This is a genomic window from Rathayibacter sp. VKM Ac-2928 (genome assembly GCF_022815545.1).
GTDB classification, from domain to species: domain Bacteria; phylum Actinomycetota; class Actinomycetes; order Actinomycetales; family Microbacteriaceae; genus Rathayibacter; species Rathayibacter festucae.
This window is the reverse complement of the sequence record NZ_JALGRU010000002.1, coordinates 116,319-133,923: the sequence shown is the minus strand read 5'-3', so window position 1 is coordinate 133,923 and position 17,605 is coordinate 116,319. Positions and strand designations below refer to the sequence as shown.

Below are 17,605 nucleotides of genomic sequence, written 5' to 3'. Positions count from 1 at the left end.
CGACGGATCGTCGTCACCGCGACCGAGTCGCGCATCACCTTCTACCAGGGAGAGCATCATGACCAACGTCACCCCCAGCACCCTCGCCACCACCTCGGCCAAGCACGGCACCGAGACCTCGACCGGCAAGAACACGATCGCCGACGGCGTCGTCGAGAAGGTCGCCGGCATCGCCGCCCGCCAGGTCGCCGGCGTCCACGACCTCGGTGGCGGAGCCGCCCGCGCCATCGGCGCCATCCGCAACGCGATCAACGCGCAGGACCGCGGCCAGGGCATCTCCGTCGAGGTCGGCGAGAAGCAGGTCGCCGCCGACATCACCGTCGTCGCCGAGTACCCCGTCGCGCTGCAGAAGCTCGCCGACAGCATCCGCTCCGCCGTCTCCGAGGCCATCTCCTCGGTCGTGGGCATGGAGGTCACCGAGGTCAACGTGACCGTCGCCGACGTCTACATCCCCTCGGACGATAAGGACGAGGACACCGAGAGCCGCGTCAAGTGACTCCGTCCCACCTCGGCCTGATCCTGGGCGCCGTCCTCGCCGTCACCGGCCTGGTCTTCGGCTTCTGGGCTCTCCTCTGGGTCGCCCTCGCCATGGCCATCGGCTACGGCGTCGGCCGCGTCGTCGAGGGCAAGCTCGACCTGAGCTCGCTCGCCGACACCCTCCGCGGGCGGCGGTCCTCGTGACCGCGGCGGTGATGGCCGACCAGGCCCGCCACGGCCGCACGACGATCACCTCGCGCGCCGTGCGCAGGGTCGTGTCGGCCGTCACCGCGGAGGCGCTCGACGTCGACGCGTCGGACGTCTCGGTCGAGCTGGACGACGACGGGGGGAAGCTGCACGTCACCGCGCAGGCCCCCCTGCGCATCCGTCCGCTCGGCGAGGGGGACCGCCGCTCCGGCACGGTCCTCAGCCGTCTCAGCACGGCCCAGTCCACCATCCGCACCCGCTGCCTCGAGCTGACCGGGTCCACCATCGGGCGCGTCGACCTCCGGATCACCGGGGCCGACCTGCGCGAGCGAAGGAGAGTCTCGTGACGACCCCCGCAGCATCAGGGACCCGCTCCACGGGTTCGCTGTACCCCCGGCTCGTCCGGCGCGAGATCACCTCGTCCCGCTCCACCTCGGCGATCGTCCTCGCGGTCCTGCTCATCCTCGTCTTCGCGTGGATCGGCACGGAGGCGGTGCTCGCCGCCCTCGGGCAGCCCGCGCTGCTCGTCGCCCCGCAGGACGGAGCGGCCGCGGTGCTCGGCGCCGCGAGCGCTCCCGTCCCGCTGATCGTCGCCGGTGGAGTGGTCGCCGCGCTGATCGGGCTCGTCCTGATCGTCGTGTCCTTCTCCCCGGGTCGTCGCGGCCGCCGCCGCGCCGCCGCCGACCGCACCGCGGCCGTCATCGACGACCGCGTGATCGCGCAGAGCCTCGCCCGCACCGCCGCCTACGCCGGCGACGTCGACCCCGACCAGGTGTCGGTGTCGATCGGCGGACGCACGGCCGGTGTCACCGTCGGCCGCACCTCCGGGCGCAGCCTCGACGTCGGCACCATCCGCGAGGCGGTCGACGCCGAGCTCGCCGGCTACGACATCAGCCCGAAGCTCACGGCCCGCGTGCGCCTGTCCGAGAAGGGGACGGTCCGATGACCACCACCAACCGGTTCCTCAACCGCCTCCTCCTGTTCGTCGTGGGCCTCGTGCTCCTGCTCGCCGGCGGTGCCGTCGCGGCAGGAGCGCTGTTCCCCGACGTCCAGGAGACGGTCTCCACCGGCGCGGAGGACGCGACGCAGCCCACCAGCGACGCCCTCTCCGGCGGGCAGCCGTGGATCCTCTGGGTCACGGCCGTGGTCGCCCTCGTGCTGATCCTGCTGCTGGTGCGCTTCATCGTGCGCCAGGGCCGGGGACGCACGTCGACACTGCTGCGCGTGGGCTCCGGCTCCGGCGCGGGCACGCCGACCGGCGGCTCCGTCACCATCGACGCGAAGGTCGCCGAGCACGTCCTCGAGGAGGCGCTGTCGCACGATCCCTCGATCGTCGCGCTCGACGTCACCGCCTTCGAGGTCAAGCACCGCACCGTCCTCCGCGTCACCGCGCACACCCGCCGCGGCGTCTCGCCGATGCGGACCCGCCGCGCGATCGACGACGCGGTGAAGAGCTGGGACGCTGTGCTGGGCGAGGAGACCCCCGTGGTCATCCAGATCGTCAGCGGCCTCCGCACCAGGATGAGCAGCAGCGCCCGCGTGCAGTAGCGGCGTCCGCGCCGCCCCGTGCCGCGCACCCGCCGCACCGGACGATCCGGCCCTCCCGCTCGGGAGGGCCGGAAGACCACTGAGGAGTACCCCATGACCGACACCGTCGGAACGAACGACCTCCGCGCCATCGACGGCGCGCACCCGGAGGACGAGTCGATCGAGCGCCTGCTCGCGACCGCCGCCGCGGAGACCACCGCCGGTGTCACCGGCGTCCACCACCTCGGCGGCGCCGCCGCCCGCACCCTCGACCGCGCGACCCGCGCCGTCCTGGGCACCAGCACGAGCCCGGGCGTCAGCATCGCCCGCGTCGACGGCGCGCTCGTCCTCGACCTCGACCTGGTGTCGGAGTACCCGCGCCCCGTCCAGGAGGTCATCGACGCCGTCCGCGAGCAGGTCGGCAAGGCCGCCGCGCAGCTGACCCGCGAGCGCGTCGTCGTCAACGTCAACGTCACCGACGTGCACGGCCCCTTCGACCCGATCGAGGTGCCGGACTCCGAGCGCGAGGACGGCCCCTCGCTGGTCGAGAAGGCCGGCGACGCGATGGACTCGGCCCGCGAGAAGGGCGGCGCCGCCCTCGACTCCGCCCGCGAGAAGGGCGCCGCGGCGCTCGACACCGCCCGCGAGCGGACCGCCGACGCGCTCGACGACGCCTCGGACCGCCTCGACGAGGCGGCCGACCGCGCCGCCGAGTCGGACGCCACCGCGGACTCGCTGTCCGACGAGGTCGCGACCCGGCCGGCTGCGCCCGTGACCGACGCTCCTGTCGCCGAGCGCGACGACGACTCCGAGCACGACTCCGTCGAGACCGTCGTCGTCACCGCCGATGCTCCCGCCGCCGAGTTCGTCGTCCGCGTCGAGGTCGAGCCGGTGGACGCCGGCACCTCGGCCACCGATGCTTCGGCCGCCGACGGCTCCGACGTCGCCGACGCCGAGCGCCGCGGGTCGGAGTAGGCCGTGCGCACCCGCTCCTACGGCTCGCGCCGGAAGCCGCGCGCGGCCTGGGCCGCCCTCGCGACCGGCGTCGTCGTCAGCTTCCTGATCGTCGTCGGCGTGCTGCTCCCGGTGCTCGGCCTGATCGGCGCGGCCGACGCGACGACCGCGGGCGTCCTCGACGTCCCGGTCGGCGCGATCACCCTCTCGATCGTCCTGAGCTACCTGGTCGCCCTGGCGTTCCTCGCTCTGGCCCTGGTCTCCCGGAACGCGGCCCTCGCCTGGGTCGCCGCGGTCGCCGCCGTGATCGCCACCCTCGTCGGCTCCGTCTGGCCGCTGCTCGCCACCGCCTTCGCGAGCGTCGACCAGGCCGGCGACGTCATCCCCTTCATCCAGGACCTGATCGCCCGCGTCACCGGCTGACCCCGCTCCGCATCCCGCCGGTCGAGCAGGCGGAGCCGCTTCGCGCCTCGGCGATGGGGGAGAGGGCCCTCCTGATCTATCAGCCTCACAGGGGCATGTCGAGTCTCCTGCTGGTCGAGCAGCCCCGAAGGGGCGTATCGAGACCCGCCGTCCTCCGCAGGGTGGTCTGCAGACTCGTCTTCCGACGCGGGCGGACCTCCACACGCCCGCTGCGCGTGCTGTGCGACCACCGGAGGGCCCGCTCGAGCGCTGCAGAACATCAGCTGAGAAGGGGTGGCCTCCGCTGTCAGGGGATGCCCCCTGCTCTCAGCTGATGTTGTGCGCACCCCTGCCGGTCGAGGAGCCCGCAGGAGCGTCTCGAGACCCGCCGTCACCAGCAGGGCGGATCGGCAGACTCGTGTTCTGACATCGAAGGATCCACCGGGAAGAGGCGCCGGCGAACATGCTGGTCGAGTAGCCCCGCAGGGGCGTATCGAGACCCACCGTCCTCAGCAGGGCGGGTCTGCAGACTCACGTTCTGACGTCGGTGGATCTCGATACGCCCGCTCCGCGGGCTACTCGATCAGCATGGGCACCTCGAGGCGATCTGCGCCCCCCGCCCGTAGCGTGGCGGGATGACCACCAGCACCCACCCCGACGACCTCCGCGCGCAGTACCTGCGCGTCTACGACGAGCAGCTCCGCACCGACGCCGAGACGCCGAGCGCCGTGGCGGTGACGCGCGCCGGGCCGCTCCGGCTGGTCACCTTCGCCGGCGGGCGCGGCTTCGTCACGTACCGCGACCTCGGCGGGGCGGACGAGGCGGCGATCGACGCCCTCGTCACCGCGGCCCGCGCGCACTTCGACGCCGACGCGGAAGTCCGGAAGGTCGAGTGGAAGACCCGCGGCCACGACCGGGCGCCCGGTCTGCACGAGGCGCTGCTGCGCCACGGCTTCGTCGCCGAGGAGACGGAGTCGATCATGATCGGCCCGCTCGAGGCGCTGACCCGCGACGCCCCGGTGCCCGACGGCGCGTCCCTGCGCCGCGTCGTCGACGAGCCGGACGTCCGCGCCTTCAGCGCGATGATCGACGCCGCCTTCGGCGAGGACGTCGACACGGACATCGCCGACGCGCTGGTCGCACGGCTGGCCCGCGGCGACGGCATGGAGCTGTGGGTCGCCGAGGTCGACGGCCGCATGGTCGGCGGCGGCCGGCTCGAGCCGGTCGCGGACTCCGACGTCGTCGGCGTCTGGGGTGGCGCCGTTCTCGAGGAGTACCGCGGCCGCGGCATCTACCGCGCGCTGACGGCCGCGCGCGCCACCGCCGCGCTCGAGGCGGGCCGCACCCTCGTGCACAGCGACTCGACGGAGTACTCGCGCCCGATCCTCGAGCGCTCGGGCCTCGTGAAGGTCTCGACGACGACCCCGTACCTGTGGCGCCGCCCGTGAGAGGCACGCCCGCCGCCTGCTGATCGAGCAGCCGACGGAGCAGGCGCACCCTTCATGCTGATCGAGTAGCCCGCGGAGCGGGCGTATCGAGATCCGCCGTCCTGGAGACGCCGGGTCTCGATACGCCCCTGCGGGGCTGCTCGATCAGCATGCGAGCGCTCAGCTCGGCGAGCTGATCTCCAGCGCGATGTTGTCGGGGTCGCGGAACTCGAGGATGCTCTGGCCGCCGGCGTCCTTGATCGGCTCGTGCGCGATGCCGAGCTCGTCGAGCGCGGCGGCGGCGGCCTTCAGGGCGCCGAGGTCGGCGACGGCGAAGCTGAGGTGGTCGAGGCCGATGCGGTCCTCGTCGAAGCGGTCGCCCGCATCGGCGACCGGGCGCAGGCCCAGCAGTCCGCCCGGGAACTGGTAGATCACGCCGCCGAAGAGGAACGCGAGCTGCTCCTTCTGCTCCGCGGGGGCGTCCGCGGGCGGCGCCTCGAAGGCGACGTCGAAGCCGAAGACGGAGTCGTAGAAGGCGCGCGACACGGCGATGTCGCGGACGGTCAGGCGGATGTGGGCGTAGTCGACAGCGGGGATCGGCACGGTGGTTCCTCTCGGGAGCGGAAGGGCAGGAGTCGCCCTCCCCTCATCATTCGGAGCGGGCGCCGAACCCGGTGAGGGCTGGCGCCGCGCTCCGGGATCGGGTAGCGCCGCTCACTCCAGCTCGGCGGGCCGCGCCGGCTCGGCCAGCAGCGCCCGCGCCGCCATGCCGATCACCGCGCTGTACGTCGGGTAGGCGAACCGCACGTTCGCCAGAGTCGCGACGTCGACGCCGGCCGCCATCGCAGTCGTCACGGACTGCACGACCTCGATCGCGTTCTCGCCGACGGCGTGCGCGCCGAGCAGCAGCTCACGGCGGCGGTCGGCGATCAGCGTCAGGAACCCGCCCTCGCGGTCGTCGATCACGGCGCGGTCGACGCTCGAGAACGGCACGGACGCGACGATGCACTGCGGGTCGCGCTCGCGGGCCTGCTCCTGCGTGAAGCCGACACCCGCGTAGTCCGGGTCCGTGAAGCCGCCGGCCGGCAGCAGGAACTGCGGGGTGCGCCGGTTGGCGCCGAGCACCGCGTTCTCGGCCGCCGCCTCCGCCTCGAACTGCGCCGCCTGCACGAGCATGTCGCGCCCGTTCGCGTCGCCGACCGCGAAGACGTGCGGCACGATCGTGCGGAAGTACTGATCGGCCGGGATCGCCGAGCGGACGACCTCGATGCCGGCGTTCTCCAGCCCCAGGTCCTCAACGTCGGCGGGCCAGCCGGTCGCCATGATCACGGCGTCGACGCCCTCGGTGCGCGCGGAGCCGTCCTCGCGCCAGGTGATGTCGATCGAGCCGTCCTCCGCGCGCTCGAGGCGCTCGACCGTCTCGATGCCCAGGTGCACGCGCACGCCCTGGCGCTCGAAGGCGCCGGCGACGTGCTCCGAGATGCTCGTGTCCGAGGTGGTCAGGATCCGCGGAGCGACGTCGAGCAGCGTCACCTCGGAGCCGAAGGCGTTGAACACCGTGACGAGCTGCGCGCCGGTGTTGCCGCCGCCGATGACCGCGACCCGGCGGGGGAGGGCGGGCAGCGCCAGCACGTCCTCGGGGACGGTGGCGAGCTCGGCGCCCGGGATCGGCAGGCGGCGCGAGTGGCCGCCGACGCAGATCAGGATCGAGCGGGCGCGGATCCGCCGGCCGCTGTCCAGGACGAGGGTGCTCTCGTCGACGAAGCGCGCGCGGCCCTCGTGGATCAGCTCGACACCCGCCTCCTCGAAGCGCTGCGCCTCGCGCTTGATCGAGCGGACCTTGTCGACCCGCGCGTGCACGTGGCGGACGGTCGCGGCCCAGTCGACGACGGGCGTGCCGACGTCGACGCCGTAGTCGCCGGCGGTGCGGGCCTCGCGGACGATGCGCGCGGTCTTCGCGAGCACGCGGGTGGGCACGCAGCCGGTGTTGACGCAGGTGCCGCCGACGCGGCCGGCCTCGAGCACGACCACCTTCGCGCCGAGCTCGGCCGCGCGGAGGGCGGCGGCGGTGCCGGCCGGGCCCGCGCCGATCACGGCGACGTCGTACTCCTGCGGCGCGGTGGTGCCGGAGTCGGTGGCGGTGGTGGCGTTCTGGGTGCTGGCGGGCACGGCGGGGCCTCTCGGGTCGGTGCTCGGCGGAGCGGGCGGATGTCCCCGCATCCTGGCGCCCGCGCCCTCGGTTTCTCTGAGCGCCCGCGCAGGCTTGACAGGCGCGTTCAGCCCGACAGCCCGGCTCGCAGCGCCGCGATCCAGCCGTCGAACGCGTCGAGGTGCGCGTCGTGGGAGGCGCCGGCCAGATCGATGCGGGTCACGTCGCGTCCGCGGCGGACGAACTCGTCCTTCGCCTCCGAGGTGAAGAGGCCGTCGGAGGCGTAGATCACCGTGGTCGGGGCTGTCACTCTCTCCCACTCCTCCCACCGGGGCACGGCGACCGCGGTGATCGCGCGCACCATCACGTCGGGGTCGAAGCGCGGGCGGAGGCCGTCGGCCGCCTGTTCGAGGTCGTCGACCCACGCGCGCGAGAGCGGGGAGTCGCCGAGGAAGGCGAGCGCTGCCTCGCGGGAGTCGAACGGCACCGGCCAGGCGCGGAGCCATTCGCCGAGCGCCGCATGCTGGTCGGGGTCGCCGCTGCCCTCGCCGCCTTCGAGCAGCACGAGGCGCGACACCAGCTCAGGCCGGGCCGCCGCCGTCAGCAGCGCGGTGTGCGCGCCCATCGACTGGCCCACCAGGGCGACGGGCCGGCCGACCTCCTCGATGAGCGCGATCACGTCCGAGACGAACGCCTCCCGCGACACGTCGGCCGGCCGCCGCGTGCTGTGCCCGTGCCCGCGCTGGTCGAGCAGCAGCACGCTGTGCTCGGGCAGCGCCTGGGCTGTGGCTACGAACTCGGAGGAGCTGCCGGCGAGGCCGTGGAGGACGACGACGATCGGGCCGGAGCCTCCTGAATTCAGGACGGAGAGCTCGGTGCCGTCGGCCGTGGTGAGAGTGCGCCGCGGGAAGGTCTCCGCTGCGGATTCGCGGCTCACGCCTCCGGGCCCGGCGTCGCGACCAGTTGGAAGCCGCCCTCGATGCTGCCGTCGGGGCGGAGGGTGACGCGCGTGTAGACGGGGGTGTCGTCGCCGGTCGCCGTGCCGACGACGTCGAGGGCGTCGCCGGCGAAGAAGGCCTCGAGGCCGGTGCAGCCGGCCGAGAGCGAGCCGTCGGGGCGCTCGAGAGCGAGGCAGATGCGGGAGTCGTCGGGTGCCGTGAGCAGCAGCCGGTCGTTCTGGGTGGTCTCGAAGGTCGGGCTGTAGACCTCGGCGTCGCCGGAGATCAGCGAGAGGCCGGTAGGGATGTCGGTGGTGACGGCCCAGCCCTCGACGATCGCGGCGAAGCGGTCGGTCGCGCGCGGGGTCGGAGTCCCGGTCGCCGTTGCGGGCCCGCTCGAGGACGGCTGCGGGACGGCAGCGCCGATGACGGAGGCGGTGGCCGCGCCGACCACGAGCCCGCCGACGAGCAGCCCGGCGCCGAGGAGGGCGAGGCGGGGGCGCGCGGGAGGCGGAGTCGGGGCGGCGGGCGCCGGGACGGGATCGGCGGACGGCGGGCCGGGCTGCGCCTCCGGGGACGCTTCGGCCAGGAGCCGCCGCTGAGCCTCGACTCGCTGCGCCTCGGCCCGCAGCGCCTCGTCGCGGTCGTCCCCGGTCGGGCGGGCGTAGAGCGCGCGCTCGAGATCCTGGCGCTTGTCGTCCTCGTCCTGCACGCCGTCAGTATGCCGGAGCGTCGTGCGGCCGGCGGGTCGATCGGCGGCTCAGGGCCCCATCGTCCCGGTGCCGGGCGTCCCGTCCACCCGCAGGTACTGCAGGCGCACGACTCCGCGCGGCGAGGTGACGGCCGGCCCGTCGAGCCGCAGGTTCGTGGGCACGGCACCGCCGCCGAAGACCGGCTTGCCGGAGCCGAGCAGGATCGGGTGCAGCCACAGGGTGAGCCGGTCGAAGAGCTGCTCCGCGAGCAGCGTCTGCACCAGGTCGAGGCTGCCGATCACGTGCACGGCGGAGTGGCGCTCGCGCACCTCGCGGACGGCGGCGGGCAGGTCGGCGCCGAGCTGCACCGAGCCGGACCAGGGGAGTGGCGGCGTCCCCCGGGAGGCGACGTACTTCGGGATCCGGTCGACCAGCTCCGCGATCGGCCCCTGCTGCTGCGGCCAGTAGCCCGCGAAGATCTCGTACGTGCGCCGTCCGAGCAGCAGGGCGTCCATGCCGGCCATCCCGTCCAGGACCTGCTCGCCGACCACCTCGTCGACCAGCGGCGCCTGCCAGCCGCCGAACGCGAAGCCGCCGCCCGGGTCCTCCTCCGGTCCGCCGGGCGCCTGCGCGACCCCGTCGACGGTGCTGAACAGATCGATGTCGAGGGTTCCCACGGTGCGCTCCTCTGCGTCGGCGGCTGCGGCCCACGGTCCCACTCGAGCGGGGGCGGGGCAAGTGGCCGCCGCGTCATCGTGGCCTCGGTCGCGTCACGTGTCCGGGGACACCGGCGCAACGGCACGCAGTCCCCCGTTAGGGTGACAATCCGTCGATCCGCGCCCGGATCCCCGGCAGATCCGCGCCGGGCCGGCGATCGCGCCCTGTACTCCTGCTCAGGCCCGGGGCTACGGTTCGACTCCACTCACCTCGGGTGTCACGAGCCCACGCTGTCGTGGGCGGATCGCTGCGCAACGATGCCGCACGGAACTCCCTCCCACGTCCGACGAGACCGGGCCCGTTGGAAGGTGGGGATCGCGGCGTCGACCGGGATCCTGCTCCTGTCCGCGGGGCTCCTCTCCGCGACCGCCGCCCAGGCGGCCACGGCGCCGACCCTCGGGAGGGCCGGGAACTTCTCGGTCCTCGGCGGATCGACCGTCACCAACACCGGCGACACGCTCCTGCCGCTCGACCTCGGCGTGAGCCCCGGCACCGCGATCACCGGCTTCCCGCCCGGCGAGGTCCTCGGTGCGACCCACGCCGCGGACGCCGACGCGATCGGCGCGCAGTCCGACCTGGTCAAGGCCTACGACCAGCTGACCTCGCAGGCCACCACCGAGTCCGTCGCCGGCGACCTCGTCGGCCGCACCTTCACTCCCGGCGTCTACACCGCCTCCGGCCCGATCGGAGTCACGGGCACCGTGACCCTCGACGCCGAGGGTGCGAACGGCGCCGTCTTCGTCTTCAAGGCCGCCTCGACGCTCATCACGGGCTCCGGGAGCCGGATCGAGCTGATCAACGGCGCGCAGGCCTGCAACGTCTTCTGGCAGGTCGGCAGCTCCGCGACCCTCGGCACCTCCTCCGACTTCGCTGGCTCGATCCTCGCGCTGACCTCGATCACCGTGACCAACGCGGTCACCGTCGACGGCCGCGCCCTCGCCCGCAACGGCGCCGTGACCCTCGACGACGACACCTTCGTCTCGTCCTCCTGCACCCCGGCGACCACCGCCCCGCCGACCACCGCGCCGACCACGGCACCGCCGACGACGCCGCCGACGACGCCTCCGACGACCCCGCCCACGACTCCGCCGACGACCCCGCCGACGACCCCGCCCACGACTCCGCCGACCACGCCGCCGACGACCCCGCCTACGACGCCGCCCACGACTCCGCCGACGACTCCGCCGACGACGCCTCCGACGACTCCGCCGACGACGCCTCCGACGACGCCGCCGACGACGCCTCCGACCACGCCGCCCACGACGCCGCCGACGACGCCGCCCACGACTCCGCCGACGACGCCGCCCACGACTCCGCCGACCACGCCGCCGACGACCCCGCCTACGACGCCTCCGACGACGCCTCCGACGACGCCTCCGACGATGCCTCCGACCACCCCGCCCACTACCCCGCCCACGACGCCTCCGACGACGCCTCCGACGACGCCGCCGACTACCCCGCCCACGACGCCTCCGACGACGCCTCCGACGACGCCTCCGACGACGCCTCCGACGACGCCTCCGACTACCCCGCCCACGACGCCTCCGACGACGCCTCCGACCACACCGCCCACGACCCCGCCGACGACGCCGCCGACCACCCCGCCGACGACCCCGCCGACGACCCCGCCCACGACGCCTCCCACGACGCCGCCGACCACCCCGCCGACGACTCCGCCGACCACCCCGCCGACGACCCCGCCGACGACTCCGCCGACGACTCCGCCGACGACGCCGCCCACGACGCCTCCGACGACGCCGCCGACGACTCCGCCGACCACGCCGCCCACGACGCCTCCGACGACCCCGCCGACGACGCCGCCCGTGGTGACCCCGACTCCGACGCCGACGCCGCCCGTGGTGACGCCGACGCCGACCCCCACCCCGACGCCCACGCCCACGGTCCAGCCCACGCCCCGGGCCTCCACTCCGCCGGTGATCCCGGCGAAGTCCGGGACGCCGCCGACCAGCGGACTCGCCTCGACCGGAGTCGAGACCGGTGCGGGTCTGTCGCTCGCGTTCCTCGCCCTCGGTGGCGGCGCACTGCTGCTGCTCCAGCAGCGACGGGCACGACGCCGCAACCGCAGCTGATCACCGCGACGCGGCGCTGCCGCTGAGAGGGGGAGCCGAGCCTCCCCCTCCCGGCCGGCGGGTGCCGTGGTGACAGCACCGCGGCACCAGCCTTCTCTGCGCCGTGCGGCGCGCGCCCGGTTCAGCCGGACGGGTTCTCCACCGGGTCGCCCTCGGGGTCGGTCGCGGTCTCGGGGTCGACCTCGTCGGGCTCGACCGGCTGGGTGTCGGGGGTGCTCTTGTCCGTCATGGGATCCTCCTCGTTGCTCGTTCCGCGGTCGGTCCTGCTCCCGCGGGTGTTCGGATCGTGCGTCGGCCACGCTACGGTCCGCCCGGCCCGCCGTGACCCCCGTTGACGCGAGCGGGGGGAGCGTGAGCGGTGCCGTTCCGCGCGTGTCCTGCGCAGAGTCCGCGAGCGCGCGTGGCAGTCCGCCGCCTCCTCCGCAAGGCCTGGCTGCACTTCGGCACGATTCGTAGGGTGAGGGCTCCCGAGTCGAGGAGCAGGCGCGCCAGATGATCCGAACCACCGTCACCATCGAGGGCAAGACCTACGGACTCTCCCAGGGGACGGACGTCGACGATCTCAAGGAGTCCGCGACCCGCGCGACCCAGGCCGGCGGCGGGCTCATCGACTTCGTCGTGGTCGGCAACCGCCAGGTCAGCGTGCTGATCTCCTCCGGGGTCCCGGTGATCTTCGAAGAGGTCCAGGTCCCCGACGACGACCGCGACACCGGCGACCTGCAGGAGCCGTGGGACGACATCGACTACCTCGACTGACCCCGACCTCCGCCCGGACGCCTCCCGAGGGAGCGCCGCCCGCGCGGTCTCAGACGCCTGAGGGGCGCCGCCGGCTGGACCCGGCGTCCCTCGGGCTCCTTCCCTCCTGCTCCTTCCCTCCCGCACCCGCCGCTGCGATCCGCGTGTCAGAGGGCGGTGTTCTCGGCGTCCTCCGCGCCGGCGTCGGCGAGCTCGCCCGCGACGAGGATCGCCGCAGCGCTGCCGAGGGCCGAGCGCACCTGCTCGGCGCTGATCTCGAGGAGGTCGGCGATCACCGCGACGTCGTGCCCGCCGGTGTGGCGCAGCAGCCAGCACTGGCGCTCGAGGGCGGGCAGGCCGTGCAGGCGGCGGTGGAACGCGGAGCGGAGCAGGTCGTCCTCGCGGAGCCCGACCGGAGCGGACGCGGGAACGAGCGCGGCGCGGCGGCCGACGCTGTGACGGCCGATCTCCGTCCGTGCGATCTCGAGGGCCGACTGCTCGTCGGCCACCCGCGGTGATCCCGAGCGGAGGGTGACCGCGGCCTGGTGCAGGGCGGCGGTGGCCATCGACTCCGAGAGCGTCAGCCGGTAGGCGTAGGCGTAGAGCCCGGCGGTGCGGTTCAGCGCGGGGGACTGCGCCTTCTCCGCTCTCGTGGGCTGGGCCGTCGTGGGCAGGGCGTTCGCGCTCACGGGCTCTCTCCTCGTCTCTGCGCGGCCGGGGCGGGCTCGCGTCGAAGCCGATGCTAGAGGTGGCGAGAACGATCGTTCTACCCTTGACTTTCTCAGGCCATCATTGATACATACGCATCTTCGCTCTCCGTCACTCGCGTGCGGAGAGGATGCAGAACTCGTTCCCCTCCGGATCCGCGAGCACCACCCACGACTGCTCGCCCTGGCCGACGTCGATCCGGGTGGCGCCCAGCGCGATCAGCCGGTCGACCTCCGCCGCCTGATCGTCGGGCACGAAGTCGAGGTGCAGGCGGTTCTTCACGGTCTTCCGCTCCGGGACGTCGAGGAAGAGGAGACTCGGGCCGCGGCCGGATGCGGGCAGCAGCTCGATCCCCTCGTCGTCCTCGTCGACGATGTCCCAGCCGAGGGCCCCCTGCCACCAGTGCCCCAGGGCGCGGAAGTCGGTGCAGTCGACGATGATCTCTTCGAAGCTCAGGCTCATGCCGCCGACGCTAATCGGCGTCCGCGGTGTCGCGGAAGGGGTCGCGGAGATCGGTGGAGAGAGCCCCGGACTCGGCGCCTGGGGAGGAGCCCGTGCCGAAGCGGCACGACGGCTGGCTCCGGAGCGCGCGGTCCGGCATCCTCGAGCGGAGCCGGACGCACGCGCCGCGCTCGCCGGAGGGAACGACATGAGCAGCGAGCACGAGCACGAGCACGAGCACGTCACCGAGCACGGCGCCGAGCCCGGCACCGCCCGCGAGCACTGGGAGGCGCGCTACTCCGACTCCGACCGCGTCTGGTCGGGCCGGCCGAACGCGACCCTCGTCGAGCTCGTCGGCGACGTCACCCCCGGCCGCGCCCTCGATCTGGGCTGCGGCGAGGGCGGCGACGTCCTCTGGCTGGCGGCGCAGGGCTGGACCGTCACCGGCCTCGACCTCTCCGAGACCGCGCTCGAGCGCGCCCGGGCCGAGGCGCTCTCCCGGGGCCTCGTGATCGACGTCCGCCAGGCGGATCTCGGCGCCGACTGGCCGGTCGAGGGCGTCTTCGACCTGGTCGCGTCGAGCTTCCTGCACTCGATGGTGGAGCTGCCGCGGATCCCCATCCTGCGCCGTGCCGCCGAGCTCGTGGCGCCCGGCGGAGTCCTCGCGGTCGTCTCGCACGCGGCCGCGCCGCCCTGGTCCGCGCACGCGCACCGGCACGAGGGCGGGCCCGTCCTCGCCTCGCCCGAGGAGGAGCTCGCCGCCCTCGCTCTCGATCCGGCCGAGTGGACGCCCCGGCTCGTCGAGACCCGCGAGCGGACGGCGACCGGCCCGGACGGCGAGGACACGGTCCTCCTGGACGGGGTCCTCCTCCTCGAGCGCGCTGCGCCTGCACGCTGAGGGGCCCGAGCCGCCGCCGTCGCTCCTCCACAGGAGCTCTTTCGCGAGGTTGTCTTCGAACTGCTCGGGACCGCCCCGCGGGTGTCGGCGGTCCCTGCTTCGATACTCGTATGGATGAGATCAGCGACGCGAGCAGCGCGGAGGAACCGACCGGGCCGGTCGCCGCGGTCGGCGCGGTCCTCGGCGTCGCCGCCGACCTCGGTGTCACGTCGGCGCGGTTCCTGCTCACGCGGGCCGAGGCCGTGCATCTGGCGTACCGCACGGCGCTCACCGCTCCCGAGGAGTTCGCGCGGGGCGGCGGACTGTCCCGGAGCGAGGCGAGCAGCCTCGTCGAGCGGTCGATCCGGGCGCAGTTCGCGGTCGCGCTGCGCCTGTCGGAGCGGGCGGCGTCGAAGGTGATCGATCGCGCGATCCTGCTGGTCGAGGAGCTGCCGTGCACGCGCGCCGCGGTGGCGGAGGGACGCCTCCTCTGGGAGTCGAGCGAGGTCATCTGCGCGATCGCCGCGACCCTGCCCGCCGCCTCTCGCGCCGCCTTCGACGAGCGCGCCGCGGGCGTCGCGCCGGACGTGACGCCGACGCAGCTGAGGCGGATCGTCGCCCGGCTCCGCGACGAGCTGCACGAGGAGCCGTTCGCTCAGCGCCATGCCCGCGCCCGCCAGGACCGCGCCGTGTGGATCTCGCCCGAGATCGACGGGATGGCGACTCTCTGCGCGCTCCTCCCCGCGCCGGACGCGATGGGCATCGGGGATCGTCTCGACCGCATCGCCCGCTCCCTCCGGGAGGGCGGCGACGAGCGCACCCTGGCTCAGCTGAAGGCCGATGCCCTCACCGATCTGCTGCGCGACGGCGACATCGCCGGCACCACTCCCGCGAGCGACGGTCCTCAAATGTCCGAGTCGTACGTCCCCGGGATCCGAGCCGAGGTGCGGCTCACCCTCGCCGCGTCGACCGCCGCGGGACTCGATGACGCACCAGCAGACCTCGACGGCTACGGCCTCATCCCGGCCGACCTCGCCCGCGCGCTGGTCGAGACCGGCGCCTCCTTCACCCGCGTCCTCACGGATCCGGACACCCGCGCGGTCGTCTCCGTCGGCCGCACCTACCGGGTCCCGCCCCCGCAGATGCGCCTGCATCTGCAGCTCCGAGACCAGACCTGCCGCTTCCCGGGCTGCACCCGCAGCGCCTCGAGGTCGGAGGCGGACCACACGATCGAGTGGCGCAACGGCGGCGAGACGTCGCTCGAGAACCTCGTCTCGCTGTGCGTGAGCCACCACCACGTCCGCCACGGCGACCGCTGGACCTACGTCCCCCGCCCGGACGGCGGCATCGTCTGGATCACCCCGACTGGCCGCACCGTCACGATCCGCCCACCCGCCCTGGCCGGGGCGCCGCCGGGCCCCCGCTTCGAGGACGTCCCGCCCCCGTTCTGACGGACGCGGGTCTCGATACGCGCTGCGCGCTACTCGACCAGCATGGGTGATCCATGCTGATCGAGTAGCCCTCGGAGAGGGCGTATCGAGATCCACCGTCCGGCAGAACGCTGGCTACCGTGTTCTCCGTACCCCGCACCCTCCAGGAGGCACCGTTGCCGCTCGATCCCTACCTCGCCGCCCGCCTGCCGCTGCTCGACGGAGTCGCCTACCCGCTCGACGCGGCGCAGGCGGCGAAGGTCGCCGAGTTCGAGGAGGACCCCGGCCCGTGGTCGCTCCCCACGGGCGTCACCGTCTCCGACGCGGCGATCGACGGCCCGCACGGCCCGATCCCGCTCCGGATCTACGCGCCCGCAGAGCCCGCTGCCTCCGCGCTGCTCTGGGTGCACGGCGGCGGCTTCCAGGCCGGCGACCTCGAGATGCGCGAGTCGCACGTCGTCTCCGCCGAGCTCGCCGCCCGCGCCGGCACTCGCGTCGTCTCGGTCGGCTACCGCCTCGCGAGCGCCGAGGTCCGCTTCCCCGTCCCGCTCGACGACGTGCAGGCCGCCTGGCGCCACCTCCGCGCCGAGACCCCCGACGCGCTGCCCGTCGCGATCGGCGGGGCCAGCGCCGGCGCCGCCCTGGCCCTCGCCGCGACGCTCCGCGAGCGCGACGCCGGTGCCCGCCTCCCCGACCACGTGCTGCTCGCCTACCCGTTCGCGCACTTCCCGAACCCCGCACTCGACGACGCCGTGATCCGCGAGCTGCTGCCGCTCCCGCCGCTGCTGCGCTTCCCGCCCGCCGGCATCGAGGACATGGTCCGCGCCTACGTCGGCCGACTCTCCGACCTGCCCCCGCACGCCCTCCCCGGCGCGGCACCGCTGCACGGACTGCCGCCGACCTCGGTCCTGGTGAACGAGTTCGACGAGCTCCGCGGCTCGGCCGAGCTCCTGCTCCGCCAGCTCGCGGAGGCGGGCGTCGCCGCGACCGGCTACCTCGCGCAGGGCATGCCGCACGGCCACCTCAACCGCACGCCCGCGCTGCCCGAGGTCGACCGCTCGCTGGCCTTCTTCGCCACTCAGCTGCGCGCGCTGACATGAGACAGGCGGTGAGGTCCCCGATCCCGCCCTCGGCGCCCCGGCCAGCACGTGGTGATGAGATGTCCTGTCTGCGCGGTCACCGGTCGTCGGTGCTGGGCTGTGAGTGATGGCCGGAGCCGTACGCTGCCCACCGCGTGACAGTGGGCCGGATTGACCGCCGGCCCGACGGTGTGTGCTCGCTCCGGTGCGCCTACCGACTCACCGCCCGACTGCGCCCCGCAGGGCGCTCCGGCTCACTCCTGCAGCAGATCGACCTCCCAGTTGGTGCGCTGGATCGCCGCGTCGAGGTCGCGCAGCTCGCGCGCGAGCACGTCGGCCCGCGCGCGCAGCTCGCGCACCGGCAGCGCCGGCAGCCGCCGCAGCTCGCTGCGCAGCTGCCGGTAGCCGCGGTCGCCCGCCGCCGCGTCGGCCGCGCGCACGACGATGCTGTGCTGCGACCGGAGCGCCTCGCGCCGGGCGAGCGCCGCGGTCAGTCGCACGCCGTCGGGCGTGGTCGCCGCCGTGTTCGTCAGATTGACCGCGGTGACCAGGCGCTCCAGCGCGTCCAGCGCGCGCAGGCACTCGGCCAGCAGCTCCGACGGGTCCTCCGTCGGCTCCTCGCCCTCCTGGTAGGAGGCGTTCGCGACGATCCGCGACTGGAGGGCCTCGATCCGCTTCTGCAGATCGGCCCGCTCGAGGAGTGCTTCGGCAAGCTTCATGCCCCCAGGCAACCACACGCGCGGCTTCCTCGCTGC

At 74.1% G+C, this 17,605-nt stretch carries 21 protein-coding genes; 13 read left to right on the top strand and 8 right to left on the bottom strand.

Annotated features, from left to right (window positions below; translation table 11 throughout):
* Nucleotides 1-58: 58 nt before the first annotated feature.
* From MT350_RS08225 to MT350_RS08190, 8 genes are all read left to right on the top strand, one after another.
* Complete coding sequence (locus MT350_RS08225; RefSeq protein WP_127888090.1) at nucleotides 59-496, top strand: Asp23/Gls24 family envelope stress response protein; 438 nt, start codon at nucleotides 59-61, stop codon at nucleotides 494-496.
* Complete coding sequence (locus MT350_RS08220; protein WP_123734545.1) at nucleotides 493-681, top strand: DUF2273 domain-containing protein; 189 nt, start codon at nucleotides 493-495, stop codon at nucleotides 679-681. Before MT350_RS08225 ends, MT350_RS08220 begins: the two co-directional genes overlap by 4 nt.
* A complete protein-coding gene (locus MT350_RS08215) occupies nucleotides 678-1,031 on the top strand; it encodes a hypothetical protein (RefSeq protein WP_243581525.1) in 354 nt (117 codons plus the stop codon). Before MT350_RS08220 ends, MT350_RS08215 begins: the two co-directional genes overlap by 4 nt.
* Nucleotides 1,028-1,630 (top strand): DUF6286 domain-containing protein, encoded by a 603-nt coding sequence (locus MT350_RS08210; RefSeq protein ID WP_243585859.1) that lies wholly within the window; start codon nucleotides 1,028-1,030, stop codon nucleotides 1,628-1,630. Before MT350_RS08215 ends, MT350_RS08210 begins: the two co-directional genes overlap by 4 nt.
* Entirely contained in the window at nucleotides 1,627-2,232 is a 606-nt protein-coding gene (locus tag MT350_RS08205; RefSeq protein ID WP_243615711.1) for a hypothetical protein, read from the top strand. Before MT350_RS08210 ends, MT350_RS08205 begins: the two co-directional genes overlap by 4 nt.
* A gap of 93 nt (nucleotides 2,233-2,325) precedes the next feature.
* The gene (locus MT350_RS08200) at nucleotides 2,326-3,186 is read left to right on the top strand and encodes an Asp23/Gls24 family envelope stress response protein (protein WP_243615710.1); all 861 of its coding nucleotides are present in this window, start codon (nucleotides 2,326-2,328) and stop codon (nucleotides 3,184-3,186) included.
* A gap of 3 nt (nucleotides 3,187-3,189) precedes the next feature.
* The gene (locus MT350_RS08195) at nucleotides 3,190-3,588 is read left to right on the top strand and encodes a hypothetical protein (protein ID WP_123734549.1); all 399 of its coding nucleotides are present in this window, start codon (nucleotides 3,190-3,192) and stop codon (nucleotides 3,586-3,588) included.
* Between the two features lie 614 nt (nucleotides 3,589-4,202).
* Nucleotides 4,203-5,015, top strand: coding sequence for a GNAT family N-acetyltransferase (locus tag MT350_RS08190; protein WP_243615709.1), 813 nt, complete (start codon nucleotides 4,203-4,205; stop codon nucleotides 5,013-5,015).
* A gap of 159 nt (nucleotides 5,016-5,174) precedes the next feature.
* On the opposite strand, the gene MT350_RS08185 is transcribed toward MT350_RS08190, so the two are convergent.
* The 5 genes from MT350_RS08185 to MT350_RS08165 form a co-directional block, all read right to left on the bottom strand.
* Nucleotides 5,175-5,597 (bottom strand): VOC family protein, encoded by a 423-nt coding sequence (locus tag MT350_RS08185; RefSeq protein ID WP_243615708.1) that lies wholly within the window; start codon nucleotides 5,595-5,597, stop codon nucleotides 5,175-5,177.
* Nucleotides 5,598-5,708: 111 nt separating this feature from the next.
* Nucleotides 5,709-7,163 carry an NAD(P)/FAD-dependent oxidoreductase gene (locus MT350_RS08180; protein WP_243615707.1) on the bottom strand — a complete coding sequence of 485 codons (1,455 nt, stop codon included), beginning with the start codon at nucleotides 7,161-7,163 and terminating at the stop codon, nucleotides 5,709-5,711.
* 107 nt (nucleotides 7,164-7,270) lie between these two features.
* Nucleotides 7,271-8,080, bottom strand: a complete 810-nt coding sequence (locus MT350_RS08175; RefSeq protein ID WP_243615706.1) for an alpha/beta fold hydrolase — start codon at nucleotides 8,078-8,080, stop codon at nucleotides 7,271-7,273.
* The gene (locus tag MT350_RS08170; protein ID WP_243615705.1) at nucleotides 8,077-8,793 is read right to left on the bottom strand and encodes a hypothetical protein; all 717 of its coding nucleotides are present in this window, start codon (nucleotides 8,791-8,793) and stop codon (nucleotides 8,077-8,079) included. The genes MT350_RS08175 and MT350_RS08170 overlap by 4 nt, the downstream gene beginning before the upstream one ends.
* A 48-nt stretch (nucleotides 8,794-8,841) precedes the next feature.
* The gene (locus tag MT350_RS08165; protein ID WP_243615704.1) at nucleotides 8,842-9,450 is read right to left on the bottom strand and encodes a dihydrofolate reductase family protein; all 609 of its coding nucleotides are present in this window, start codon (nucleotides 9,448-9,450) and stop codon (nucleotides 8,842-8,844) included.
* Between the two features lie 348 nt (nucleotides 9,451-9,798).
* On the opposite strand from MT350_RS08165, the gene MT350_RS08160 reads away from it, so the two are divergent.
* A complete protein-coding gene (locus tag MT350_RS08160) occupies nucleotides 9,799-11,580 on the top strand; it encodes an ice-binding family protein (RefSeq protein ID WP_243615703.1) in 1,782 nt (593 codons plus the stop codon).
* A 492-nt stretch (nucleotides 11,581-12,072) separates the two neighbouring features.
* Complete coding sequence (locus tag MT350_RS08155; protein WP_123447479.1) at nucleotides 12,073-12,336, top strand: hypothetical protein; 264 nt, start codon at nucleotides 12,073-12,075, stop codon at nucleotides 12,334-12,336.
* Nucleotides 12,337-12,482: 146 nt separating this feature from the next.
* Here MT350_RS08155 and MT350_RS08150 read toward each other — a convergent pair whose 3' ends face one another.
* Entirely contained in the window at nucleotides 12,483-13,004 is a 522-nt protein-coding gene (locus MT350_RS08150) for an RNA polymerase sigma factor (RefSeq protein ID WP_243615702.1), read from the bottom strand.
* A gap of 130 nt (nucleotides 13,005-13,134) precedes the next feature.
* A complete protein-coding gene (locus MT350_RS08145; protein ID WP_243599624.1) occupies nucleotides 13,135-13,485 on the bottom strand; it encodes a VOC family protein in 351 nt (116 codons plus the stop codon).
* A 187-nt stretch (nucleotides 13,486-13,672) separates the two neighbouring features.
* Here MT350_RS08145 and MT350_RS08140 point away from each other — a divergent pair, with 187 nt between their 5' ends.
* The 3 genes from MT350_RS08140 (at nucleotide 13,673) to MT350_RS08130 (ending at nucleotide 16,871) form a co-directional block, all read left to right on the top strand.
* The gene (locus MT350_RS08140; protein WP_243615701.1) at nucleotides 13,673-14,362 is read left to right on the top strand and encodes a cyclopropane-fatty-acyl-phospholipid synthase family protein; all 690 of its coding nucleotides are present in this window, start codon (nucleotides 13,673-13,675) and stop codon (nucleotides 14,360-14,362) included.
* Between the two features lie 110 nt (nucleotides 14,363-14,472).
* Nucleotides 14,473-15,792: an HNH endonuclease signature motif containing protein gene (locus tag MT350_RS08135; RefSeq protein ID WP_243615700.1), complete on the top strand. Its 1,320-nt coding sequence runs from the start codon at nucleotides 14,473-14,475 to the stop codon at nucleotides 15,790-15,792.
* A gap of 155 nt (nucleotides 15,793-15,947) precedes the next feature.
* A complete protein-coding gene (locus tag MT350_RS08130) occupies nucleotides 15,948-16,871 on the top strand; it encodes an alpha/beta hydrolase (protein WP_243615699.1) in 924 nt (307 codons plus the stop codon).
* Nucleotides 16,872-17,104: 233 nt separating this feature from the next.
* On the opposite strand, the gene MT350_RS08125 is transcribed toward MT350_RS08130, so the two are convergent.
* Complete coding sequence (locus tag MT350_RS08125; RefSeq protein ID WP_123447486.1) at nucleotides 17,105-17,569, bottom strand: DIP1984 family protein; 465 nt, start codon at nucleotides 17,567-17,569, stop codon at nucleotides 17,105-17,107.
* Nucleotides 17,570-17,605 lie beyond the last annotated feature (36 nt).